The following is a 23,038-nucleotide window of genomic DNA, read 5'->3' as shown; positions in this document are numbered from 1 at the left end:
TTGCCCGGGCTATGTAGAGTTCCGACATGGCTGCTGTCGTCGAGTGCTTCGCCCGGCTTCTGCTGCGCGCGGCGGCCCGGCGGTCTGCCGACCTTCATCAGGAGTGGTGCGCCGAGCTGTTCCATCTGCGCAGCCGGCCCTGGCAGATGCTGACGTTTGCCGGCAGCCTGTTCACTGCGCGTATCCCTGCGCGGGCTCTTACTGCAAGCGCTACCGGTGCCGCCCTCGTCGTGCTGCTCGCGGCGGCGCTGTTCAACGGCGTCCACCTCGTCCTGCACCTGGCCGAGACCCGGCTCCCGTGGTCCGGCGAGGCGCTCCTGGTGGCCGCTTCGCTCGCCGTGTCGACGCTGGCCATGGCCGGTGCCGGCACATGCTGGCGACCACGCAGCCCGATCCGCGCGGCCATCCTGACCGGCGGCGCAGCGTTCGCCTTCCTGCTGGCCGGCAACGAGACCGCAGTGATGCCGTTCATGGGCTGGCGCGACGTCACACCCGCCGTCGCCACCTGGACGGCCGTGACCGCCCTGACCGCCTGGGCAACGCTCCGGTTCCGCAGCACCGGCCGCACCCGGCCGGCCGCAGCCACCGCGATCATCGGCGGCCTGCTCGCCGTGCACGCGTCCGCCGTCGCAGGCTCGCTGCACGCCGCCGCCACCCTGGGCGTCCCTGCCGCGACCGCACCGGCCTGGTTCCCCTTGGCCATGCTGCCCGGCGGCACCGGCGGCTTCGGCACCTATTTCCCCGACGGCCGGGCCACCTTCGGCGGCCTGCACAGCACCGGCCCCGCCTTCCACGCCTCCGACATCCTGCTGGCCAACGCCGCAGCCCTCACCGGCCCGCTCCTGCTCTGCACAGCCTTCCTGACCGCCGCCCTGCTGACCGCACCCCGGCCCGCCGGGACCCGCCTGAGCCGGGCCGGAGCGATCCAATCCCGCGCATCCCGACTCATCAGCCCGATCCGCCGCCGGATCGATCCGCTCATCCTCGCAGCCACCAGCACCGCCGCCGCCGTTCTCCTGCTGGCCGGGCACCTACCTCGCGCCGCCACCCCCGAACTCACCCTGCCCCGAGTAATCGACAACTCGACAGTGTTCGGCTTCGGCTTCCTCGCACACCCCGCCGGCCGCGCCGCGCTGGCCTTCGCGGTAGCCCTCCTGCTCAGCCATCACCTGGCCACACGTCACCGCACCGCGGAACCACAACACGCCTGACCCCTGACCGCCGCCGCGGCAGCAACTTCTCGCGGCACCCTATGTAGGGAAACAACATTGGCCCTGAACAGCCTCTACAGCCGGACAGTCACCCGCCTCCCCGGCCTGCTCTGGACTCCGGCCCTGCTGGTAGCAGCGACAACCGGCGCCATCGCCCTGCACCGCCCGGAAGAGCTGCGCCTCACCGACCTCCAGGTCTACCTGGGCGCCCTCGACACCCTGCGAGACGGCGGAAGCCTCTACGACTACATCCGCAACGGCAACGCCCCTTTCACCTACCCACCGTTCGCCGCCCTGCTCCTGCTCATCCCGGCCCTGCTGCCGCCCCCACTCCTCTACCTGACCTGGACCCTCGCCACCGCCGCAGCCGCGATCGCCCTGGCCCATCTGTTCCGCAGAGAGGCAGCACCCTGGATCGCCCTGGCCCTGATGCTGTCCGCCCCGGTCTCCTCGAACTTCCGCTACGGCCAGATCAGCCTCCTCCTGGCCGTACTAGTCACCGTCGACGCTCTGGCCCTCAGACACAGCCGCCACCAGGGCGTACTCATCGGACTGGCCGCAGCGATCAAGCTGACCCCACTGATCTTCATCCCGATGCTCTGGCTGACCGGCCGCCGCCGAGCCGCCGCCGTAGCCACCGCAACCTTCGCCGCCTGCACCACCTTCGCCGCGGTGCTCCTCCCCCAGGATTCGCTGCGTTACTGGACCTCCGAAGTCCACGACGTCCCCCGCCTGGGCTTCATCACGTCGGTAGGCAACCAGTCCCTCAACGGCGCCCTGCTCCGCCTGGACGTCCCACACCGCCCGCTACTGGCCACCCTCCTGGCCGGAGCAATCGCCGCCCTGGCCCTGTGGCGCATCACCGGCCTCCGCGACCCACGCACCGCCCTGGTGATCACCGGCGCCGCCGGCCTGGTCCTCTCCCCCGTCTCCTGGACCCACCACCAGATCTGGCTGGTACTGGCAGCCTTCCTCCCCCTGTCCCGCCCCACCCGCGCAGCGATCCTGACCGTGATGCTGGCCCCGGTCACCGCCCTCACCTGGACCCCTCTGCGCGAGTCACGCCTCCTGCTGGCCATCGCCTTGGCGCTCTTCCTCCCCACCAGACCAACCCAAACCCAACACCCCCTCCCCGGTACGCCCTACGCGTCCTCAACCCCACCGTCCGCCGCGACATAGCGCCCGCCTTCCGCCACCTACAGCCCGACGCGGCTCGCAAGCGCGCGGCGTCGCAATCGATCACATGGCAAAGTTCCGGTCGAGCTGAACAAACCCAGCTGACCTCCAGCGCTGTATCAACCAAGCGGGAAACGGCACCAACGTCGGCCGATCGATCAAACCCACCGCGACCACATGGTTTGCCTCCGCCAACAAGAACCAGCCGGCCACGACGAACCTGGTCCGATGGGTCCGGACATGCAGGCGCGGCGAATCCTGGGCAAGATGCAACCCGGCCCGCGGACCTCGGCAAGTGACCGCACGGCCCAGGCAGGGACGCCGACAACGCGCCGGGCGGGCAGGGCCCCGGGCCGAGGGCCGCGCGCCGACACCACACCAAGGTGGGCGGGGCCGAGGGCCGAGCAACCGCTAACCGGTGGCCGCGGGCTGCGTCGGAGTCGTGCCCCCCGACGGCTTTCGCGTGCCCGTCCCCGTGCCGGCGGTCCGCCGGGCCAGACCGACCACTCCCCAGCCCATGACCAAGGCCGCCACCCCGGCCGCGAGCAGGCCGGCCGCCCCGAAGCGGACACCCTCCTCGAAGAGGAGCACCCCGGCGAGTGCGGCGACCAGCGGGTTCGTCACGCTGACCGTGGCCAGCGGCGTGGCCAGGCCGGCGCCCCGATAGGAGAGCTGGCCGAGCACGTAACCGGTGAGCGCGAAGGCCACGACCATCCCGGCGGCGAAGCCGGACACCGCGCCCACCCCGCCGTTGGTGAAGGAGGCCAGCACCGCTTTCGACAGCACCGAGGCGATCCCGAAGGCGGTGCCCGACGCCGCCGCGAGCAGCATCGCGCGCGAGCGGGGACCGGCCCGCCAGGCCGCCAGCGAGCAGGCGAGGACGGCCCCGGCGGTGACCGTCGCGAGGCCCCGGGTGGCTGGATCGGTGAGCAGCGCCGGCGCCTCCGACTCCACCGACAGGGAGAGGATCACGGCCAGGCCGGCGACGGTCAGACCGGCGTCGAGCCAGGCCGCCCGGCTGATCCGGGTGTGGTACCGAATCACCTCGATGGGCAGCGCGAACAGCAACGTCAGCGTGCCGAGCGCCTGCACCACCGCGACCGTCCCGAAATTCAGCGCGAGCACGTGCAGCGCCACCCCGGCGCCGGTCAGCAGCAGCGCCACCGCCCACCGCGACCAGCCACGATGGCCGTGCTCGGCGAGACGCTCCTGGGCGACGGCCGCGGTCGCGTAGGCGCCTGCAGAGAGCAGGGAGAGCCCGACCGCCCACCCCAGCGACCCCATCGCCCACCTCGCTGCCCCGCCGGACCGCGGGCCGCGAACCGCACGGCCCCGCACCGGTCGCTCGCGTCGCGGTCACGGCGTCACCCGATCGCGCGAACCTCGCTCCATCGACCATACCGACCAGGGAGTCGGCGAAATCTACAAAGGGGCATCATCTACCCATCCGGGCCGACCGGAGTCACCCGGGTCCGGGCTCGGGCCAGCCGGGCCGCGTTGCGCTCCACCAGACCGTGTGCCCGGCGCTGTGCGGCTGATCGCCGCGCGGCCGCACGCGCTGCCCGGCGCCGTGCCGCCTCCGCCGCCCGCTGCTGCAGATCGGCCCGCCACTCGCGGGCCGCCGACTCAGAGCTGTCGATGACCATGCCCGCATCATCGCGCCCGGGTACGACAAGAAATGCGTTTCCCGGTGGCGGCCGGTCCTGCCACGATCCCCGCATGGTCACAGCGAGCGGAGTCCGGATCGGCTGGGCGGATCTCCCCGTCCCGGTCCGGCACCGGGTCGAGGATGTCATCGGCGGCGGCCCGGTCATCGAGGCCCGGTCCCAGCCCGGCGGTTTCTCGCCGGGCACGGCCGACCGGGTCTGCACCGCCTCCGGCCGGCGGGCCTTCGTGAAGGCGGTGACTCCCGCCATCAACCCGGACTCGGCCGTCATGGCCCGGCGCGAGCTGCGGATCACCGCCGCGCTGCCGGGCCACGCGCCGGTGCCCCGCCTGCTGGGCGGCTTCGACGAGGACGACTGGGTCGTGCTGATCCTCCAGGACGTGGCCGGCGCGCATCCGCGTACCCCGTGGGTTTCTTCGGAGATCGATGCGGCCGTGACCGCGCTGCACGACCTGGCGGCCGCGCTCACGCCGGCGCCGGTGCCCGGCCTGCCCCGGGCGACCGACTATCTGGCTGCTGACTTCGGTGGCTGGGCGGCGCTGGCCGCCGGCCCGCCGGCCGACCTCGATCCCTGGGCGGCACACCACCTGGACCTTCTGGCGGACGCCGCTTCGCGCGGCATCACCGCGATCTCCGCCGGGGAGACCCTCGTGCACGGTGACATCCGGGCCGACAACATGCTGGTACGCGAAGACGGCCGCATCATCATCGTGGACTGGCCGTGGGGCTGCCTCGGCCCGGCCTGGCTGGACTCGGTGCTGCTGGCGGTGAACGTGATCGTGCACGGCGGCGACCCGGCCCGCGTGCTGGCCGGCGTCGACCGGGACGACGCGGTGGCGGTGATCGCCGGCGTGACCGGTTACTTCCAGCGCCAGTCCCGGCGCCCGCCGCCACCGGGCCTGCCCACGGTCCGGGCCTTCCAGCGTTTCCAGGGCGACGCGCTGCTGCCCTGGCTGCGAACCGCCCTGACCAGGTGACGCCGAAACGGAGCTGAACCACACCCGCTGCCTGCCCGTAACAGTTGACGGGTTGACCGGCAGATGGGACCTCAAGCACACCGCACCGGGCCCCGCTCGCCGGGGGACTAGGCTTGACGCCCTGTGAACTGGGCTTCGGCGTGGCGGCCCGGGCGGCCAACCGAAACATGGAACGGAAGATGATGATCGACCAGGCCAAGGTGCGAGTCCTGCTTTTGGAGAGCATCCACCCCGATGCGGTGTCCCGGCTCGAGGAGGACGGCTTCCAGGTCGAGTCCCTGCGCAACGCCCTCGACGAGACCGAGCTGATCGAGCGGATCCGCGGGGTCAACCTGCTCGGCATCCGCTCCAAGACGCAGGTGACCGCGAAGGTGCTGGAGGCCGCCGACAAGCTGGTGGGCATCGGCGCGTTCTGCATCGGCACCGACCAGATCGACCTGCCGGCCGCCACCGCCGGTGGGGTGGCCGTCTTCAACGCGCCGTTCTCCAACACCCGCTCGGTGGTCGAGCTGGCGATCGCCGAGATCATCGCGCTGACCCGGCGGCTCACCGAGAAGAACGCGCTGATGCACACCGGCGTCTGGGACAAGTCGGCGGACGGCGCGCACGAGATCCGCGGCCGCCGTCTCGGCATCATCGGGTACGGGAACATCGGCACCCAGCTGTCGGTGCTCGCCGAGAACCTGGGCATGTCGGTCTCGTTCTACGACACCGCCGACAAGCTGGCCCTGAGCAACGCGCACCGCTGCGCCAGCCTGGACGAGCTGCTGGAGAGCAGCGACATCGTCACCCTGCACGTGGACGGACGCCCCGGCAACGCCGGTTTCTTCGGCGCCGAGCAGTTCGCCAAGATGCGCCCGGGCAGCCTGTTCCTCAACCTGTCGCGCGGCATCGTCGTCGACCACCTGGCCCTGCGGGACGCGCTGAAGAGCGGGCACCTGTCCGGCGCCGCCGTCGACGTCTTCCCGAAGGAGCCGAAGGGCCGCGGCGACGAGTTCCTCTCCGAGCTGCGTGGCCTGCCGAACGTGATCCTCACCCCGCACATCGGCGGTTCGACCGAGGAGGCCCAGTCGGACATCGGCGGCTTCGTGGCGAACAAGCTGGCCAAGTTCGTGAGCGAGGGCAACACCACGCTCAGCGTGAACCTGCCGGGCGTGACCCTGCCCGAGCTGCCCGGCATGCACCGCATCGTGCACATGCACAAGAACACCCCGGGCGTGCTGGCCCAGGTCAACCGGATCCTCGCCGAGCACGGTGTCAACGTCGAGGGCCAGATGCTGAGCACCCGCGGGGAGTACGGCTACCTGATCACCGACATCGCCCGCGGCTACAGCGACGAGGTGCTGGAGCAGCTGCGCTCGATGGAGCAGACGGTCCGGCTGCGCGTCCTGTCCTGAGCAACGGCCCGGTGCGGCGTCCGGAGGGGCGCCGCACCGGTCAGGACTGCTCCACGGTCAGCTGGGTGATGGCGGAGACCGCGTCGACGTCGTACCGGTTCGCCTTCTGCCAGTCCTTCGGCGTCAGCGTGGAACCCGGCGGCAGGTCACGCAGCGTGCGGGAGCCGGCCGTGACCGTTGCCGCACCGCCGCCGACCCGCACCCGGATCGGGTTGTCCGCGGGCGCGCGCAGCACCAGTTCCTCGATCCCGCCGGTGATCTTCATCGGGACCGTCCCGGCCGCCTCGGCGAGCGTCATCTCGGCCCGCCGGGTTCCGCCGACCAGTTCGATCCGGGTGACCCGTCCGTTGCTGAGGTCGAGGACGCGCTCGGCGGCGTACCCGGAGAAGCGCAGCGTCCAGCGCACCGTGGCGGCCAGCACCACTTCGATCTCGCCGCCGGTGCCGGCCTGGTCGCGGGCCAGGTCCAGGGTGAGCCGGTCCTCGCGCAGTTCCGGGTTGGGGCGGATGCCGGCGCCGTCCGGGGCGCTGATCCGGTACAGGTCGGTGCCGAGGTCGGCGACGCTCAGCCGGACCCGGTCGGTCGCGGCGAGCAGTTCGAAGGTGGCGACGGTACGCCCGTCGAGCGCCCCGCTGACCGTCCGTTCGTCGTTCTTGCCGAGCTGCAGCATCTGGCTGAGCTCGGTGTCCGGCCCGGTGTAGTAGACGAATCCGGTCAGCGCGAGGGCGGCCAGGGCGACCGTCCCGAGCAGCGCCATCCCGAAGGAGACCAGGCGTGACTGCCGGCGCCTCGGGGGCGGGGCAGCGGCGGGGGTGTCGCTCCAGACCGTGGGTTCCGACGGCCCGGTGTCGCCTCCGGGCCACAGCGCGGCGACGGCCGGGGTCGCCCATCCGTCGACGGTCGCCGCCCGCGGCGCGGCAGGCTCGAACGGCACCGGGATCCAGGGAGTTGGCTCCGGAGCAGGATCCGCGGGCGGCGTCGCGGACGCGTCCACCTGGACAACCGGCAGCTCACCGGACTCGGTCGCGCTGCGGGCCGGATTGCGCAGCCCACCGATCGGCCCGTCACTGAACCCGAACGAGGCGCGCCCCGGCCCGGCCGGGGAGGCCGGTCCGAACGCCGGCGGCGAAGACGCGGGCGCGGGCGCAGGCGTGGGCGTGGGCGTGGGCTCAGCCGAAGGCGGGGTGTCCCCGAACCAGTTCACCGACGTATCGGACGGAACCTCAGCCGCCCGCGACGCCTGCGGCGTGCGCTTCGGCAAGGGCGAAGCACCGGCCGAGCCTTCCTCGGCCACCCCACTCACCACCGGCTCCGACGATGTGTCGACAGCGGTACGGTCCACTGCTTCCTCCCTGCCCCAGCGCCCTCGCATTGACGCCCCCGCAGGGAGTACGGATGAATCGGCCTGTCGGATGAGTGACCGGAAGGTTTACCGCGGGTCAGGTCGCACAAGTCCACGCCGGGTCGCGATCGCCACCGCCTCGAGCTGACTGTGCGCGCCCAATTTGGCCAGAACCGCCTTCTGATAACCACGGCACGTGTGCACGCTGATACCCAGCCGACGGGCCACCGCCCGGGCGTCCAACCCGGCCGCCATCAGCTGCAACACCTCGTCCTCGCGGGCGGTGAGACCACCGCCGCGGGGTGCGCTGACCGGCGTGGTGCTGCGCAGCAGCCGGGCCAGGATGTCGGTGGACACCGTCATCCCGCCGCCGTGCGCGGTGCGCAGCGCGTTCAGCACGTCACCGAGGGCACCGTTCTTCGACAGGAACCCGGCGGCACCGGCCGCCGTGGCACGCCGCACGAGCGCCTGCTCCTCGCTGGCAGTGAGGATCACCACACGAGTGTCGGGCTGGCGCACCCGGATCAGCTCGGTGATCGCGATCCCGTCGGCATCGGACAGTTCCGGATCGAGAACGATCACGTCCGGCACCAGCTCGGCGCAGAGCCGCAGTGCCTCCGCCCCGGTCCGCGCATGTCCCACGCACCGCAGGTCGGACTGCCCGGCGAGGGCGTGTCCGAGCAGCTCGGCGAAGGTCTGGTGGCCATCGACGACGAGCACTCTGATCGCCTCGTCGCTGTCCATACGTCACCTTCCTCTATCGCCCGGCGGGCTCCGCGCAGTCTAAGGATTACCCGAACCGAAGCCCGCCCTACCAACAGGTGCCCGTTGTGCCGCCGGGCCCGGCGGCGCCGGTACTGCCGACAGAAGGATGCCGCCAAGCGGATGCGATAACCAGTCTTTCGGCCGACTTACCCCCTCGCATTGGGGCTTGCCGCCGTACGGCCCCCGGCCGCACAGTTTTTGATCATGTACGACATCCAGCTCTTCGGCCACGTCGAGGTCCGCACCCGGGGTATCCGCCTCGCCGGCGACGACTTCGGTGGCGAGCGCCCGCGGCACCTCCTCGCGCTCCTCGCGCTGCGGGGTGAGCAGTCGCTTGTGGAGCTGGCCGACACGCTGGGTATCACACCGGCCACGGTGAAGAGCGATCTCAAGATACTCCGTGAGCACCTGGATCCGGGTACCCGTGGCCGTGACTCCGTCGTCATCGGCCACCGCGGCCTCTACTTCCTGGACCCGGAGCGGGTTCGCATCGACGTCGCCACCTTCGACGCGCTGATCAGCGCCGCCGCCGGCCGCCCGGCCGAGCGCGCCGCACGCCCGCTGACCGCCGCGGCCTTCCTCGCCTCCCGCCCGCTGCTGGAGGGCGAGGACGCCCCATGGGCAGCCGAGGCCCGCGCCGAGTACCGGGCAAAACTCGTGATGGCACGCCCGGAAAGCGCCGCCCAGCCGATCTGAGCGAGCGACGGCACGCCCGGAACGCCGCACAGCCGATCTGAACGAGGAGCAGAATCACCGGCGTGCTGCCGACGAAGCTGCAACCCGTCCCGTTCACCCCGGAACTCTCGCTCCACCTGGTCGACCGCCCGGTCGGCCTGTTCGACCTGACCGGCGGCGAGTTCCGCAGCGACGAACCACCACCGTTCTGGGCGTTCGCCTGGGCCGGCGGCCAGGCCCTCGCCCGCTACCTGCTGGACCATCCGGACCAGGTGGCCGGCCGCCGGGTCCGCGACGTCGCGACCGGCTCCGGCGTGGCCGCGATCGCCGCCGCCTTCTGCGGCGCCGCCGAGGTCGAGGCCGCCGACATCGATCCGGCCGCGGTCGCGGCCGCACACCGCAACGCCGCCGCCAACAACCTGACGCTGGCGGACCGGGTCACCGACCCCGAGGTGGTTCTCGCCGGGGACGTCTTCTACAGCCCGACCGTCGCACCGGCGATGACCTCGCTGCTGCGCGCGGCCCAGCAACGGGGTGCGTCCGTGCTGGTTGGCGACCCCGGCCGCGGGTATTTCCCGGAACGTCTCTTCGAGCTGGTCACCGAGTACGTCGTTCCGGTGCCGGCCGTCCTGGAGGAAACCGAGTCCCTGACGACCGGCATCTGGAAAATGCGTGGTCCACGCAACAAGTTGTAGGGTGCAAGCATGCAGGAGCAGGACATCACCCGGCTCGCCGACGAGATCGTGCGGTTCGTCCGGATGGGCACGCGGTTCCGGGGCATGCTGAGGACGAGTGACCTCGGCGCGGAGTTCTCCGCGCTGATGCTGCTCCTCCCGCTCCAGTCCTCCGGCCCGATGCGGGTCACCGATCTCGCCGAGATCAAGCAGGCCGACCCGTCGACGATCAGCCGGCAGGTCGCTCAGCTGGTGAAGGCGGGCCTGGCCCGGCGCGAGGCCGACCCGGTGGACGGCCGGGCCTCCCGGCTGGCGGTCACCGAGGCCGGCGAGGCCGCCTGCGAGCGGCTGCGCGCCGCCCGGGTGGCGCTCCTCGGCCAGGCGCTGAGCGACTGGCCCGCCGAGCGAATCACCGCGTTCACCGACCTCTTCGAAGAGTTCAACAGCTCGATCGAGGCGCTACCCAAGACCGAACCGATCGCACCCACACGGGAGATTCCGTGAGCCACGCCAGCCCAGCGGCCGTCAAGCCGGTGGAATTCACGCACCGCCAGATCCTGACGATCCTCGGCGGCCTGATGATGGGCATGTTCCTGGCCGCCCTCGATCAGACGATCATGGCGACCGCGACCCGTACGATCGCTGACGACCTGCACGGCTTCGACCTGCAGGCCTGGGCGACCACGGCGTTCCTGATCACCTCGACCATCTCCACGCCGCTGTACGGCAAGTTGTCCGACATCTACGGCCGGCGCCCGTTCTTCCTGTTCGCCATCGGCGTCTTCATCGTCGGCTCGTTCCTCTGCGGCCTGTCCGACAACATGTGGCAGCTGGCCGCCTTCCGGGCCATCCAGGGCATCGGCGCCGGCGGCCTGATGTCGCTCGCGCTGGCGATCATCGGCGACATCGTCCCGCCCCGCGAACGCGCCAAGTACCAGGGCTACTTCCTCGCCGTCTTCGGCACCGCCAGCGTGCTCGGCCCGATCCTCGGCGGGTTCTTCGCCGGCGCCGACAACATCCTCGGCACGGCCGGCTGGCGCTGGGTGTTCTTCATCAACGTGCCGATCGGCATCGCCGCGATGGCCGTGGTGGCCAAGGTCCTGCACCTGCCGCACCACCGCGTCGACCACCGGATCGACTGGCCCGGCGCGCTCACCCTGATCCTCGGCCTGGTGCCCCTGCTCACCGTCGCCGAGCAGGGCCGCGACTGGGGCTGGGACTCCGGCCGGGCGATCGCCTGCTACGTGATCGGCGTGGTCGGCCTGATCGGGTTCATCCTGGCCGAGCGGGCCTACAAGGAGGAGGCCCTGCTCCCGCTGCGGCTGTTCGGCAACCGCACGGTCGCGGTCGGCGCCGCCTCCAGCACGATCCTCGGCATGGCCATGTTCGGCGGCCTGATGACCGTCCCGCTCTACCTGCAGATCGTGAAGGGCTCCTCGGCCACCATGGCCGGCCTGCAGATGATCCCGTTCGTGGTCGGCATCATGGCCGGCTCGATCACCTCCGGCCAGCTGATCTCCCGGACCGGCCGCTACCGGATCTTCCCGATCGTCGGCAGCACCCTGATGGTCATCGCGCTGTTCCTGTTCTCCCTGGTCGGCGCGGACACCCCGCTGTGGCAGACCATGCTCGTCATGGTCCTGATGGGCCTCGGCCTGGGCAGCAACATGCAGCCGATGATCACCGCCGTGCAGAACGCGGTCTCGCCACGCGAGATCGGCACGGCCACCGGCGCGGTGACGTTCTTCCGCTCGATGGGCGGCACGCTGGGCACCGCGGTCTTCCTGTCGGTGCTGTTCAACGTGCTGCCGGGCAACATCCGCGACGCCTTCACCAGCGCGCAGAAGACGCCCGAGTTCCAGGCCGCGCTGCAGGCCGATCCGGCCCAGCAGGAGCTGCTCAAGCACGCCACCAGCAGCGACGCGCTCAACGACACGTCGTTCCTGAGCCAGCTCTCCGACGTGATCGCCCACCCGTTCAAGGTCGGCTTCTCGGACAGCGTGCACGTCGTCTACCTGATCGCCTTCGGCGTCATGCTGATCGGCCTGGTCGTGGTCTTCTTCCTGCCGGAGCTGCCGCTGGCCCAGCGCTCGGCGCAACAGGCCAGGGCCGAGGCCGCCTTGCAGGCGGAGACCGAGGACTGAAACCCTGTGGGGTACGGCGTAAGCACCATCTCCGTGCCCCGCAGGTAGCGTGACTGGCATGGCTGTTGTGAAGATCAACGCGATTGAGGTCCCCGAGGGCGCCGGCCCCGAGCTGGAGAAGCGGTTCGCCGCCCGGCACGGCGCCGTGGAGAACTCGCCCGGATTCCTCGGCTTCGAGCTGCTGCGCCCGGTGGCCGGCGAGAACCGCTACTTCGTCTACACCCGCTGGGAGTCCGAGGAGGCCTTCCAGGCCTGGTCGAACGGCAGCGCCAAGGAGGCCCACGCCGGCGAGCGCAGTCGCCCGGTGGCCACCGGCGCCAGCCTGCTCGAGTTCGAGGTGGTCCAGCAGGTCGAGAAGCCGGCCTAACCAGCGTTGCGGGCGGCTGCGGTCAGCAGCCGCTCGGCGACCGTGCGGCGGTCCAGGCCGAGACGCTGGGCGCTCTCGTGCAGCACCGCGTACGCCTCCTGCACACCGCACCCGCGCTGCGCGATGATCACACCGACCGCCCGGTCCACCTCGGCGCCCTCGGTGAGCACCTCCCGCCGGTGCAGCTCGCCGAGCAGCACCTCCGCCTGACCGGCCACCGCCATCGCGGTGAGCAGCAGTTCCGGGGCGATCTCGCCGGCCGGCTCCAGATAGACGCTGAGCGCGCCGACCGAGCTGCGCCGCACGTCGAGCGGGACCGCCACCAGCGCGCCGAGCCCGTCGGTCCGGGCGGCCGCGGCCAGCCCCGGCCAGCGCTGGTCGCCGGCCAGGTCGGTCGAGGTCACCAGGGCACGGTTGCGGGCCGCTTCGAGGGCCGGGCCGGTGCTCTGCGCGTACTGCTGCTGGTCGAAGGTCTCCACCTGCCGCCCGGCGGCGGCGCTGACCAGCGGCCCACCCTCGCCGATCAGAGCGACCGAGCAGCGCACCACCCCGCCCGGCAGCGCGCTCGCGCCGAAGGTGGCGAGCCGGTCCAGCGCCTGGGTGAGCCGGTCCGCGGTGAGCAGCCGGACGGTCAGCTCGTGCAGCAGCCCGGCCAGCTCCAGCGGATGCGGCTGCGCTGTCGCGCCGGGAAGGCCGGCCCGGGCGGGACGAGTGGTGCGGCGGAGGCCGGAAGGCAGGGTGCGGCGGCTCAGCCGGGCGCCACGGGGCACGGCCGGAACGCGGCGTTGCGGGACGGACACGCGAGGGATATTGCCACGTCGATCAAGAACTGTGGGCGACCAGGTGCCCCTATCGGGGGTAGTTGTCGGGATAAACCGTCTCATCCGAGCGACGTCGCTCGAGAAACGAGTCCGGGGCGGCGCCGGGGTCTTCCTCACGCTCGTCGGAGTCGGCGAGGATCGCCTCGGCCTGGGCTCGCGGGTCGGCACTGCCCGTCGTGAGCTCCTCCGGGAGGAGGTCGGCGGCGCGCTGCCCGGTCCGGTCATCGGTCATGGGTGATCGAATACCCGCGGGCCGGGCCCGGAAACAGCGCGCCGCTCCCCGGGCGGACCCAGGGAGCGGCGCGGATGCAGATGCCGGTGTGCAGGTCGCCTCGCGGCGAGTGGCTCGACACGGCTCCAGCCGAACGGTATTCCGTGAAGGCTAAGGGTGAGGCCCGGGGACACTGGGCACACCGGCATCTGTCCTCAACTGTCGGCAGGCCACCGCGATTCCTGCAGGTGCTGTGACCTGGATTACAGGCCCGGGTTTGCCCGCCGCCGGTACGGGTAGTGCCGCTCCCGTGACCGAAGACCTCCGTGCACTGGACGAGTTCCTGGACGCCGCGTACGACGCCCAGGAACGCCTGACCAGCGGTGATCTGCAGCGCCGCGCGCTCGCCTCGGACCTGCCGGCCGCCGCGCTGACCCGGATCGACGCCCTGCCCGAGGGCGAGTACGCCCAGGACGAGGCGGCCGAAGCCCTGCGCGCGGTGGACGTGGACTAGCCCTCGGCCTTCTCCTTGGCGATCGAGTAGGCCATCTGGAGGAAGTCCGAGACGGCCGTCGCGGTGAGCGCGGTCGCCGCCAGCCGGGTGAGCCGGGGCGCGATCACCAGGCCGCCGGTCAGTCCGGTCGCCACCCAGACCGCCAGGCAGAACGGGCAGGTGACCAGTTCGCCGATGCCGTGCCGGACGCTGCTGCCCTCGTCCCGGACCTCCTCGTTCAGCTCGGCCGCGCCGGCCGGCTCCGTGTACCGGGTGAACGGGGCCCGCAGCGGGCTGGTCACCGCATCCTTGGCGACCAGCCGGCTGAGCTTGTGCGTGGCGATCGACAGCAGCGCCACGTCGGCCATCGCGGGGCGCTCCGGCACCGGCCGGCCACCCATCCGGGCGGCGGCCACCAGACTGCCCGCGAGCGCCCCGAAGGCGCCCATCGCGACGAGGTAACCGTCGAGCGGCCGGTGGTCGTGCGGCGCGTAGGCCCGGGCCGTCCGGTTCAGCCGGGTACGCAACGAGGCCATCGGTCTCTCCTTCTGCTCAGGATGTCAGGCGAGCGCGGTTCAGAACGTCTGGGTGAGCCGGGCCGGGTCGACCTCCCGGCCGGGGTACCGCGCCATGTACTCGGTCTCGAGCTCCGCGGTGCGTTTGAAGTGGTTCTCCAGAGCCGCGTCCGGTCCGTGCCGCAGGGTCTGCAGCCTGGTCCGGTAAAGACTGCCGAGTTCGCGGAACAGGTCGTCGTCGGCCAGCCCCGCAGGGTCGATACCGGTGTCGAAGACCACTGCCGCGCCGTCCTCGAATCGCGCGTCCGTCATCGTGCACACCCCCTCATTCACCGTCGCTAGGCAGGACGGTTGCCCGTGCGGACGAACGCCAAACCCGCGCCGGTACGCTCGAGGACATGAAAGGGCTGTGGACCCCGGCGTGGATAGCCCGGCATTTCGTCGCGCTCGTGCTGACCGCGGGCTGCCTCGGCCTGGGCTGGTGGCAGTTCAGCCGCGCCGCCGAGGGCAACTCGGTCAGCTGGGGTTACATGTTCCAGTGGCCGGTCTTCGGGGGCTTCGTCGTCTTCATCTGGTACCGCGAGGTTCAGGTCGCCCGGCGCCGCGCCCGCGGCGAGACGGAGCCGGTGGCCGAGGAGACGCCCGCCCCGGCCGCACCCCGTCCCGCGGGCGCCCCGATCGTCCCGGGCCGCCCGGTCCGCGTGACGGCGCAGGCCACCGCGGCGGACGACGCCGATCCCGACCTGTCGGCCTACAACGACTATCTGGCCTGGCTGAACGCGCACCCGGGCGCCCGGCCCGCGGACTACCCCGGCCGCATCCCGCAGTAGACGTCTGAAGAAAAGCAAGGAGACACCCGCCGTGCAGGGAGCCCTCACCCGTTACCGGATCATCGCCTGGATCGTCGGCGTGGTCCTCATCCTCCTCGTGGTGATCGGCATGCCACTGAAGTACCTGGCCGACAACCCGACGGTGGTGGAACTGGTCGGCCCGTTCCACGGCTTCCTGTACATGGTCTATCTGGTGCTGACCTTCGATCTCGCGCGCCGGGCGAAGTGGCCGTTCGGCCGCATGCTCCTGGTAATGCTGGCCGGCACCATTCCGTTCTTCTCGTTCTGGGCCGAGCGCCGCGTCACGCACCACTGGCTGCCGAACTCCGCTTACGAACCGGCACTGAGCGAATAGTCCGTTTATCCCGCCGAAATAACGCTCAGCGGCCGTTGAATGACGGTCAGTTATCGGGATTAACCACGCAAGCCCGGCTATTGGCATAAATCACTCGGGCAGGCCTTGATTTCTTTTCTTCCGTCGATAGGTTAATGCGGTTGGTTCGGTCCGCAGCCACAAACCCTCGGGTGGCGCCGGCCAACGCCGCCTAATCATCAGTGCCGGCCGCCGCTTCCCCTCAGGAGCGGCGGTCGTCGCTACCGGACACCGGCAATCCAGCGGTAAGGGCCTTCTTCCCGCCCGCCGAGCCGCCGGATCCGGCGTCGACACCCCCGGTGGGCGGCCAAGCGGAAGAAAGGCCCCTGACCAGTGCCACACCCCCGTACCCGGCTCCGGGCGCTCGTGGTCGCGCTGACCGCCTTCGCGATCACCACGTCGGGCGCGACGGCCGCGCACGCGGCTCCGTCCGAGAGCGAACTCAAGAAGAAGATCGACGCCGCGTCGGAGAAGCTCGAGGACGTCACCGAGTCGTACAACAAGCTGCGGCTCGACCTGAAGAAGACGAAGGCCGACACGGCAAAGCTGGAAGCCTCGCTGAAGCCGACCGAGGCCGCGCTCAAGGTCGCCACCGCCAAGGTGCAGACCATCGCCGCCACCTCCTACATCCAGGGCAAAGTCGGCCCGCTGAACGTGCTCGTGGACGGCGACGAGAACAGCCTTCTGGAGCGGATGGCCTTCCTCGAGCAGATCGCCCAGTCGAACCAGCAGGACATCGACGCGTACGAGGAGACCACCGCGACGTACGCGGAGCGCAAGGCGGCGCTCAAGGCCACCCAGACCAAGCAGACCGCTCAGGTCCAGGAACTGGCCGACCGCAAGAAGAAGATCGAGGGCGACCTCGACGATCTGCTGGACATGCGCGAGCAGCTCTACGGCAGCAAGACCGAGGACACCGGTTCCTACACCGGCAAGATCCCCGACATCCCCGGTTCCGCCGGCAAGGCCGTGACCTTCGCGTTCAACCAGATCGGTAAGCCGTACGGCTACGGCGACTCCGGCCCCAACTCGTACGACTGCTCGGGTCTGACCTCGGCAGCCTGGGCCGCGGCGGGCAAGTCGCTGCCGCACAACGCGGCCGCGCAGTACAGCGCGACCGCCCGGATCAGCCGGTCCGATCTGCAGCCGGGTGACCTGGTGTTCTACCGCTCGAACGGGCACGTCGCCATCTACGTCGGCGGCGGAAAGATCATCGACGCGCCCTCCGCGGGCCGCGACGTTCTGCACCGGACGATCGACATCATGACGCCGAACGGCTACGGCCGGGTCAAGTAGTCCAAGCACCGCAAAAGGCCGGCGCCTCGAGGCGCCGGCCTTTCTGGTGTATATCGGGGGGCGAATCAGTGTCAGGCGGCCTGCAGGCCCTCGGCCCGGGCCAGCTCACGCAGCCGGCCGAGCGCCTGGATCTCGAGCTGGCGGATCCGCTCCCGGCTGAGCGAGAAGCGGGAGGCCACCTCGGTCAGCGAGTGCTCGCGGCCGTCCTCGAGGCCGTAGCGGGCCCGCATGATGCCGGCCGAGCGGTCGTCCAGGTGGTTGAGCAGACCCTCGATGCGCTGGCGCTCCAGAGCGTTCAGCACGATCTCCTCGGGCGACGGGGCGTCGCTGTCGGCGACCAGGTCACCGAGGTTGGTGTCGCCGTCGTCGCCGACCGGGGTGTCCAGGGACACGGTGTCCTGGGCCCAGCGGGTGAGTTCGTTGACCCGCTCCACGGTGACGCCGAGCGCCTTCGCGACCTGCTCCGGCTCGGGGTCGCCGCCCAGCTCACGGACGAGCTGGCGGGTGACATTGCGCATCCGGTTGACGTCCTCGACCAGGTGCACGGGAAGCCGGACGGTGCGCTCCTGCTGGGCGATGGCCCGGCTGATCGCCTGCCGCACCCACCACGTGGCGTAGGTGGAGAACTTGTAGCCGCGCTCGTAGTCGAACTTCTCGACGGCGCGGACCAGACCGGTGTTGCCCTCTTGAATCAGGTCCAGCATCGGCATGCCGGACCGCACGTAGCGGCGTGCGATCGAGACGACCAGGCGGAGGTTGGCCCTGATGAACAGGTCCTTCGCGCGCTGGCCCTCGGTGACGAGCCGCTCCAGTTCCTCCCGGCTGACGCCGCGACGGACCTCGCCCTGTTCGAGCAGGTGCTCAGCGTAGAGGCCCGCCTCGATTGCCTTGGAGAGTTCGACCTCCCGCGCGGCGTCCAACAGCGGCGTCCGGGAGATCTCGTGCAGGTAGACTCCGACGAGGTCGCGCTCTTCGGCGACCTGGTCGGTACGCATCACGGTGCTCTTCTCCACGTTGCCCACGGTCCCCTCATTGCCGTCACTAACCCGGTTACGGGCATTACCTGCGTCCATCAGCCCTCTCCCGTAACGTCCGCAGCTCGTGCATTGCGGTGCTGACATCCACATAACAAATTGCTGCCTGCGCTGATTCCAGCTGGTGGGTCGAAAGTGTCACGAATGCCTGGGTCTTACCTGAGAGCCCAGTGCGCGGTACCTGAGTGCGTTCTCTCGGCGCCCGTCTCGTAGACAGGCGGATACCCACGGCGCTCCTCATAACACCATTCGGCCTCTCATCGTCACAGCGACGGGCATCACCGGGGCTGCGCGATGCTCGTCACCCCCGTGTACGGGTTTCACGCCTGCGGGGTTCATGTGCAGCATCGGCCGGCCGACAACAGGCCTGAAACAAACGCCACCGCAAAATCCCGCGCGGTGTGCCGGAACGGGACCATCGGTCACGATGCGCCACGCTGCGCCACAGTTCACTCGCCCACACGGGTGACGTGCCGGGAAGCCGGAACATTCCCAGGTGACGGCCAGTTTCCACGGAGAAGTGAGGAAAATTACATCCCCTTCGGTGTGACAAGCTGCTCCGCATGACGGATACGCGTACGGCATTGGTGACCGGTGGTACCGGTGGGCTGGGCGGGGCCACCATCTCCGCGTTTCTGGCTGCCGGCTGGCGAGTGGTCGCTCCGGCACGGCCGGGGACGGCCGGCCGGCTGCCCACCGGCGTGGTCCCGGTGGAAGCGGATCTCACGGTCGAGGCGGAGGTACGGGCCGCGGCCGCCACCGCAGCCGGAGATCCCGGGGCGCCGCTGGGGGCCGTGGTCAACCTGGCCGGCGGGTACGCGGGCGGCGGTCTGGTCGCCGACACGCCGTTCGACGAGTTCGCGTCGATGCTCGCGATCAACCTCCGGCCGACGTACCTGACCACGGCCGCTGCCCTGCCGCACCTGGTGGCGGCCGGCGGCGGCTCGGTGGTCTGCGTCTCGTCGCGGGCCGCGGTGGCCCCCTTCCCGGGCGCGGCCGGATATGTAACCGCCAAGGCCGCGGTGCTCGGGTTCGCCGGGGCGGTCGCCGTCGAGTACAAGAAGCAGAACGTCCGGTGCAACACCGTGCTGCCCAGCGTGATCGACACACCGGCGAACCGCGCGGCCATGCCGGACGCCGACCAGGACCGCTGGGTGAGCCCGGAGCAGATCGCCGCGGTGCTGCTCTTCCTCGCCTCGGACGCGTCGGCGCCGACCAGCGGCGCGCAGATCCCGGTTTACGGTCAGGCCTGAACCGGCTCCGCCTCGGGCTCCGGCGAACGCGGCTCCGGCAGCGCCACCGGCCCGGTCGGTTCGGCCGCCATCTCACCGGTTACAAGGCGATCGCCGCGGAGCGAAGCGGAGCCAGCCAGCAGAGCCACCCGGATCAGGGCGCTCACCTGGTCCGGGGTGCCGTTCGCGTCGATCACCACGAAATCCGGGTACTCGGGCAGCGACTCGTACGCCTTCGTGGCGGCCCGCAGGTAGTCCATCGACTCGTGGTCGTACCCGCGGCGCTCGATCCGCTCGTGGGCGACCTCGGGGTCCACGGCGAGCAGCAGCGTCACGTCCGGCTTCGGGAACAGGCGGTAGGCCAGGCGGGCGCGGCGCTCGGCGGACGGCCGGGCGCCGTGGGAGCGCAGGCTCGCGTACTGGCAGACCGCGTACCGGTCCATCACGGCGATCTCGCGGCGCAGCGCCCGGCGCAGCAGCGTGCGGGCGATGGCGAGCCAGCGCAGCACCGACTCGACACCGAGCATGGCCCGGCGGCCCAGCAACTGCTCGCCGTCCTCCTTGCCGAACAGCCCGGCGAGACGGCCGAACCAGTGCCGCCCGCCGGCGTTGCGCCGGTACACAGCCGGCAGCCCGGCAGCAGCCAGTTCCGCGGCCAGCCGGTGCGCCTGGGTGGTCTTACCGGAGCCGTCGATGCCGACCAGGGCGACGGTGCGCACACGACGGCCGGCCGACGGGGACTGCGCGAGGAGAGCCATACCAACCGACGGTAGCCCGGTGCTGCACCTTCAGTTCCGCATCGCAACGGTTCCCGGCCGTACCAGAATGGTGCGAGGGGTTCAAGGTGTGGCGACTCCGGGTAGTCGTTCACGGACCGGACACGGGACAGGAGGTCTCCATGCCACACCGTGTGGACGAGGGTTTGGCCACCACCTTGAAGCGCGTCGCATCGGCCCTGAAAGCGGCCGACATACCGTTCGCGCTGGGTGGAAGTTTCGCGGTGTACGCCCGAGGTGGCTACTCAAGTGATCATGACGCGGACTTTCTGATCCGCGAGCAGGACAAGGACCGGGCGCTGCAGGAGCTCGCCGCAGTCGGCTTCGAAGCCGAGCAGCCGCCGGAGGACTGGCTGGTCAAGGTCTTCGACGAGGGCCGGATGGTGGACCTGATCTACCGCCCGGTGGAGTCGCCGGTGACCAACGAGACGCTGCACGACACCGACCAGATCTCGGTCGAGGCGATCTACATGCCGGTGCTCTCCGCCAGCCAACTGATGATTCACAAGCTGCTCAGCTACAGCCAGCACTACTGCGACTTCGCCACCGGGCTGCCGGTCGCCCGCTCCCTGCGCGAGCAGATCGACTGGGACCGGGTACGCCGGGAGACCCTGAAGTCCCCTTACGCGGAGTCATTCCTCGTGCTGCTGGACCGGCTGGAAGTCGTCCCGTTCCCGGGCGAGCGGGAGTTGAAGGTAGGGGGATGAGATGACCCACCAGATCGACCTGGAGGCCGAGATCCAGCGTCTGCTCACCGAGCACGACCGGATCGCCGAACAGGGCATCACGGTGCAACACCGGGAGAACGTGGTGGTGCTCGGCGGGGAGGTGGAGAGCGCCCAGCGGCGCGACGAGATCTGCCGCCAGATCACCAGCCGCTTCCCCGAGATCGAGATCACCTGTGACATCGGCATCACCCGGGCACAGGCGCCCAGCGAGGTGGAGGAGATTTCATGATCCGGATCGCTGCCGTGGGCGACGTCCACGTGGACAAGGACGTCGTGGGCCGCTACCGGCCGGCGCTGGAGCAGCTGCCCGACCGGGCCGACGCGCTGCTCGTCGCCGGTGACCTGACCCGGCACGGGACGGTCGAGGAGGCCCGCTGCTTCGCCGAGGAGTTCGGCGGCCTGGCGGTGCCGGTCGTCGTGGTGCTCGGCAACCACGACCACCAGAGCGACCTGCAGGACGACGTGAGCAAGGTGCTGACCGACTCCGGGATCACCGTGCTGGAGTGCTCGGCGACGGTGCTGGAGATCAACGGTCACCGGCTCGGCATAGCCGGCGCCAAGGGGTTCGGCGGCGGCTTCGCCGGGGCCTGTGCCAGCAACTTCGGCGAGCGGGAGATGAAGAACTTCGTCGGCACCACCGAGGACATCTCGGCCCGGCTGGGCGAGGCGCTGCGGTCGGTGGAGTGTGACGCGCTGGTCGCGCTCACCCACTACGCGCCGGTGCCGGAGACACTGGTCGGCGAGCCGCTGGAGATCTACCCGTTCCTGGGCTGCTACCAGCTCGGGCAGGCGATCGACTCGGCGCCGACCGCGCTGGCCCTGCACGGGCACGCCCACCACGGTTCGGAACGCGGCCGCACGCCGGGCGGCGTCCCGGTCCGCAACGTCGCACACCCGGTGATCAAGCAGGCGTACAACGTGTACCAACTGCTGTCCGAGGCTGTGGACACCGAGCTGGCACATGTGTGATCCGGCGAGCCGGATCACAGGTTTTCGATTTCAGGGGTACGGGTAATCCCAGCGCATGGCCTTTCTGCTTTGGATTCTCGCGGTAATTCTCGTGGTCGCCGGCATCCTCGCGCTGTTCCGGCGGCAGATCCTCTGGGGTGTCGTGCTGATCATCGTCGGTCTGCTGGTGGGCCCCGGCGGTGTCAGCATCTTCAATGTTTGACACACCCTGAAGGAAAGCTCCACATCCCCCTGAACACTACCGACGACCCGGAACCGGGGTCGCCGCCGCCTTGGTCCGATGCGGACCCGGGCGACGGTGGCCCCGGTTCTCTTTCGGCCGAGCCGCACACGAGGTGCGATGAACATCCGCTGATTTCTGACTCAATCTCGGCGTTCGATCGCCGACTTTCGCGAGGTCATCAGTGGCTCACGTCCATCACTTCACCTACGGGGCGTACAACCCGATAGCCGCCTATCTGCTGGCGTTCCTCGGGTCGTTCCTCGGGTTGCTCTGCACCGGCCGGGCGCGGGACGCGCACAACCGCGGCCGTCGCAACCGGTGGCTGGTGATCGCCGCGTTCGCGATCGGCGGTGGCGGCATCTGGCTCATGCACTTCTCCGCGATGCTCGGCTTCGACGTGCCGGACAGCCCGGTCCGCTACGACCTCACGCTCACCCTGCTCAGCCTCGCCTTCGCGGTGCTGACCGTCGGTGTCGGCCTGATGGTGGTCGGGCACGGCGAGCGCAGCGCCGCGAAGACTGTCGCGGCCGGGATCCTCACCGGCGGCGGCGTGATCGCGATGCACTTCACCGGTATGGAAGGCATGCGGTTGCCCGCCACGATCCACTACCACCCGGCGCTGGTGGCCGTCTCCACGATGATCGCGGTCGCGGCCAGCACCGTGGCGCTCTGGTTCGCCACCTCGGTCCGGGGCTGGGCGAAGGTCAGCGCCGCCGCCGCGATCATGGCGCTCGCGGTCTGCGGCATGCACTACACCGGGATGGCGGCCATGTCGATCGAGCTGGACCCGAACGCGCCCGCGCCCGGCGGCATCCGCCCGCTCACCATGCTGGTGCCGATCACGGTGATCACCGCGGCCACGATCGTCGGCGTCGCCCTCAGCGCCCTGCAGGCGATGACCGAGGAGGAGTTCACCGACGGCGCGGGCACCCCGAAGCGCGGGGTACACGCCGAGAACGCGCAGCCGTGGTCGTTGAAGCAGGCATCGATGGGCTCGGTCCGGCTCTCCCCCGCGGCGCGGGCCGTGATGACCAACCGGACGCCGGGAAACCGGCCCCGCCCTTCGCCACGGCCGGCCCCGGCGGCAACTCCCGTGGTGCCTCCGGCGACATCCGGTAGCTGATCGAAACCCATATCCGACCG

The 23,038-nt window shown here is 70.5% G+C and carries 29 protein-coding genes; 19 read left to right on the top strand and 10 right to left on the bottom strand.

Annotated elements, in window-relative coordinates; translation table 11 throughout:
* Positions 1-26: 26 nt before the first annotated feature.
* Entirely contained in the window at positions 27-1,211 is a 1,185-nt protein-coding gene (locus OHA21_RS45555; RefSeq protein ID WP_328466180.1) for a hypothetical protein, read from the top strand.
* A gap of 57 nt (positions 1,212-1,268) precedes the next feature.
* Positions 1,269-2,390, top strand: coding sequence for a glycosyltransferase 87 family protein (locus OHA21_RS45550; protein WP_328466178.1), 1,122 nt, complete (start codon positions 1,269-1,271; stop codon positions 2,388-2,390).
* 408 nt (positions 2,391-2,798) lie between these two features.
* Here the strand turns inward: OHA21_RS45550 and OHA21_RS45545 are convergent, their stop codons facing one another.
* Both OHA21_RS45545 and OHA21_RS45540 read right to left on the bottom strand, forming a co-directional pair.
* On the bottom strand, positions 2,799-3,671 hold the full coding sequence (locus OHA21_RS45545) for a DMT family transporter (protein ID WP_328466176.1): 873 nt from the start codon (positions 3,669-3,671) through the stop codon (positions 2,799-2,801).
* Positions 3,672-3,826: 155 nt separating this feature from the next.
* The gene (locus tag OHA21_RS45540; RefSeq protein WP_328466174.1) at positions 3,827-4,033 is read right to left on the bottom strand and encodes a hypothetical protein; all 207 of its coding nucleotides are present in this window, start codon (positions 4,031-4,033) and stop codon (positions 3,827-3,829) included.
* Positions 4,034-4,106: 73 nt separating this feature from the next.
* On the opposite strand from OHA21_RS45540, the gene OHA21_RS45535 reads away from it, so the two are divergent.
* Positions 4,107-5,030, top strand: a complete 924-nt coding sequence (locus OHA21_RS45535; protein ID WP_328466172.1) for an aminoglycoside phosphotransferase family protein — start codon at positions 4,107-4,109, stop codon at positions 5,028-5,030.
* Positions 5,031-5,209: 179 nt separating this feature from the next.
* The gene (gene serA / locus OHA21_RS45530) at positions 5,210-6,427 is read left to right on the top strand and encodes a phosphoglycerate dehydrogenase (protein WP_328466170.1); all 1,218 of its coding nucleotides are present in this window, start codon (positions 5,210-5,212) and stop codon (positions 6,425-6,427) included.
* 40 nt (positions 6,428-6,467) lie between these two features.
* Here serA and OHA21_RS45525 read toward each other — a convergent pair whose 3' ends face one another.
* Positions 6,468-7,769, bottom strand: coding sequence for a hypothetical protein (locus OHA21_RS45525; protein WP_328466168.1), 1,302 nt, complete (start codon positions 7,767-7,769; stop codon positions 6,468-6,470).
* A gap of 87 nt (positions 7,770-7,856) precedes the next feature.
* Positions 7,857-8,513, bottom strand: a complete 657-nt coding sequence (locus OHA21_RS45520) for a response regulator transcription factor (protein WP_328466166.1) — start codon at positions 8,511-8,513, stop codon at positions 7,857-7,859.
* A gap of 225 nt (positions 8,514-8,738) precedes the next feature.
* Here OHA21_RS45520 and OHA21_RS45515 point away from each other — a divergent pair, with 225 nt between their 5' ends.
* The 5 genes from OHA21_RS45515 to OHA21_RS45495 all read left to right on the top strand — a co-directional run bounded on the left by OHA21_RS45515 (position 8,739) and on the right by OHA21_RS45495 (position 12,394).
* Complete coding sequence (locus OHA21_RS45515) at positions 8,739-9,230, top strand: HTH domain-containing protein (RefSeq protein ID WP_328466164.1); 492 nt, start codon at positions 8,739-8,741, stop codon at positions 9,228-9,230.
* 65 nt (positions 9,231-9,295) lie between these two features.
* The gene (locus tag OHA21_RS45510) at positions 9,296-9,904 is read left to right on the top strand and encodes a class I SAM-dependent methyltransferase (RefSeq protein WP_442875210.1); all 609 of its coding nucleotides are present in this window, start codon (positions 9,296-9,298) and stop codon (positions 9,902-9,904) included.
* 9 nt (positions 9,905-9,913) lie between these two features.
* A complete protein-coding gene (locus OHA21_RS45505) occupies positions 9,914-10,387 on the top strand; it encodes a MarR family winged helix-turn-helix transcriptional regulator (RefSeq protein ID WP_328466160.1) in 474 nt (157 codons plus the stop codon).
* Positions 10,384-12,027 carry an MDR family MFS transporter gene (locus OHA21_RS45500; RefSeq protein ID WP_328466158.1) on the top strand — a complete coding sequence of 548 codons (1,644 nt, stop codon included), beginning with the start codon at positions 10,384-10,386 and terminating at the stop codon, positions 12,025-12,027. Before OHA21_RS45505 ends, OHA21_RS45500 begins: the two co-directional genes overlap by 4 nt.
* Before the next feature lie 58 nt (positions 12,028-12,085).
* Positions 12,086-12,394, top strand: a complete 309-nt coding sequence (locus tag OHA21_RS45495) for an antibiotic biosynthesis monooxygenase family protein (protein ID WP_328466156.1) — start codon at positions 12,086-12,088, stop codon at positions 12,392-12,394.
* On the opposite strand, the gene OHA21_RS45490 is transcribed toward OHA21_RS45495, so the two are convergent.
* Together OHA21_RS45490 and OHA21_RS45485 are read right to left on the bottom strand one after the other, a co-directional pair.
* On the bottom strand, positions 12,391-13,194 hold the full coding sequence (locus tag OHA21_RS45490) for a GAF and ANTAR domain-containing protein (protein ID WP_328466154.1): 804 nt from the start codon (positions 13,192-13,194) through the stop codon (positions 12,391-12,393). The two genes, OHA21_RS45495 and OHA21_RS45490, sit on opposite strands and share 4 nt — an antisense overlap.
* A gap of 49 nt (positions 13,195-13,243) precedes the next feature.
* Positions 13,244-13,447 (bottom strand): hypothetical protein, encoded by a 204-nt coding sequence (locus tag OHA21_RS45485; protein WP_328466152.1) that lies wholly within the window; start codon positions 13,445-13,447, stop codon positions 13,244-13,246.
* A 289-nt stretch (positions 13,448-13,736) separates the two neighbouring features.
* Between OHA21_RS45485 and OHA21_RS45480 the strand changes: the two genes are divergently transcribed.
* Positions 13,737-13,940, top strand: a complete 204-nt coding sequence (locus OHA21_RS45480; RefSeq protein WP_328466150.1) for a hypothetical protein — start codon at positions 13,737-13,739, stop codon at positions 13,938-13,940.
* On the opposite strand, the gene OHA21_RS45475 is transcribed toward OHA21_RS45480, so the two are convergent.
* Both OHA21_RS45475 and OHA21_RS45470 read right to left on the bottom strand, forming a co-directional pair.
* Positions 13,937-14,455 (bottom strand): DUF1360 domain-containing protein, encoded by a 519-nt coding sequence (locus OHA21_RS45475; RefSeq protein ID WP_328466148.1) that lies wholly within the window; start codon positions 14,453-14,455, stop codon positions 13,937-13,939. The two genes, OHA21_RS45480 and OHA21_RS45475, sit on opposite strands and share 4 nt — an antisense overlap.
* A 39-nt stretch (positions 14,456-14,494) precedes the next feature.
* The gene (locus OHA21_RS45470) at positions 14,495-14,746 is read right to left on the bottom strand and encodes a DUF6158 family protein (protein WP_328466146.1); all 252 of its coding nucleotides are present in this window, start codon (positions 14,744-14,746) and stop codon (positions 14,495-14,497) included.
* Positions 14,747-14,832: 86 nt separating this feature from the next.
* On the opposite strand from OHA21_RS45470, the gene OHA21_RS45465 reads away from it, so the two are divergent.
* The 3 genes from OHA21_RS45465 to OHA21_RS45455 all read left to right on the top strand — a co-directional run bounded on the left by OHA21_RS45465 (position 14,833) and on the right by OHA21_RS45455 (position 16,933).
* Entirely contained in the window at positions 14,833-15,264 is a 432-nt protein-coding gene (locus OHA21_RS45465) for a hypothetical protein (RefSeq protein WP_328466144.1), read from the top strand.
* A 31-nt stretch (positions 15,265-15,295) separates the two neighbouring features.
* Positions 15,296-15,619, top strand: coding sequence for a DUF3817 domain-containing protein (locus OHA21_RS45460; protein ID WP_328466142.1), 324 nt, complete (start codon positions 15,296-15,298; stop codon positions 15,617-15,619).
* A 351-nt stretch (positions 15,620-15,970) separates the two neighbouring features.
* On the top strand, positions 15,971-16,933 hold the full coding sequence (locus OHA21_RS45455) for a C40 family peptidase (RefSeq protein ID WP_328466140.1): 963 nt from the start codon (positions 15,971-15,973) through the stop codon (positions 16,931-16,933).
* Positions 16,934-17,004: 71 nt separating this feature from the next.
* Here the strand turns inward: OHA21_RS45455 and OHA21_RS45450 are convergent, their stop codons facing one another.
* A complete protein-coding gene (locus tag OHA21_RS45450) occupies positions 17,005-18,006 on the bottom strand; it encodes a sigma-70 family RNA polymerase sigma factor (RefSeq protein ID WP_328466138.1) in 1,002 nt (333 codons plus the stop codon).
* A gap of 524 nt (positions 18,007-18,530) precedes the next feature.
* On the opposite strand from OHA21_RS45450, the gene OHA21_RS45445 reads away from it, so the two are divergent.
* Entirely contained in the window at positions 18,531-19,220 is a 690-nt protein-coding gene (locus tag OHA21_RS45445; RefSeq protein ID WP_328466136.1) for an SDR family NAD(P)-dependent oxidoreductase, read from the top strand.
* Here the strand turns inward: OHA21_RS45445 and OHA21_RS45440 are convergent.
* Complete coding sequence (locus OHA21_RS45440) at positions 19,211-19,957, bottom strand: thymidylate kinase (RefSeq protein WP_328466134.1); 747 nt, start codon at positions 19,955-19,957, stop codon at positions 19,211-19,213. The two genes, OHA21_RS45445 and OHA21_RS45440, sit on opposite strands and share 10 nt — an antisense overlap.
* A gap of 140 nt (positions 19,958-20,097) precedes the next feature.
* Between OHA21_RS45440 and OHA21_RS45435 the strand changes: the two genes are divergently transcribed.
* The 5 genes from OHA21_RS45435 (at position 20,098) to OHA21_RS45415 (ending at position 23,018) form a co-directional block, all read left to right on the top strand.
* On the top strand, positions 20,098-20,682 hold the full coding sequence (locus tag OHA21_RS45435; RefSeq protein WP_328466132.1) for a nucleotidyltransferase family protein: 585 nt from the start codon (positions 20,098-20,100) through the stop codon (positions 20,680-20,682).
* A 1-nt stretch (position 20,683) separates the two neighbouring features.
* Complete coding sequence (locus OHA21_RS45430; RefSeq protein WP_328466130.1) at positions 20,684-20,932, top strand: hypothetical protein; 249 nt, start codon at positions 20,684-20,686, stop codon at positions 20,930-20,932.
* Positions 20,929-21,672, top strand: coding sequence for a metallophosphoesterase family protein (locus OHA21_RS45425; protein WP_328466128.1), 744 nt, complete (start codon positions 20,929-20,931; stop codon positions 21,670-21,672). The genes OHA21_RS45430 and OHA21_RS45425 overlap by 4 nt, the downstream gene beginning before the upstream one ends.
* Positions 21,673-21,727: 55 nt before the next feature.
* The gene (locus OHA21_RS45420; RefSeq protein WP_328466126.1) at positions 21,728-21,874 is read left to right on the top strand and encodes a GPGG-motif small membrane protein; all 147 of its coding nucleotides are present in this window, start codon (positions 21,728-21,730) and stop codon (positions 21,872-21,874) included.
* Between the two features lie 202 nt (positions 21,875-22,076).
* Positions 22,077-23,018, top strand: coding sequence for an MHYT domain-containing protein (locus tag OHA21_RS45415; protein ID WP_328466124.1), 942 nt, complete (start codon positions 22,077-22,079; stop codon positions 23,016-23,018).
* The last annotated feature ends 20 nt before the right edge of the window (positions 23,019-23,038 follow it).

It is taken from the genome of Actinoplanes sp. NBC_00393 (assembly GCF_036053395.1).
Taxonomy (GTDB): Bacteria; Actinomycetota; Actinomycetes; order Mycobacteriales; family Micromonosporaceae; genus Actinoplanes.
The sequence above is the reverse complement of the archived record's forward strand: the minus strand, read 5'-3'. Positions and strand labels throughout refer to the sequence as shown.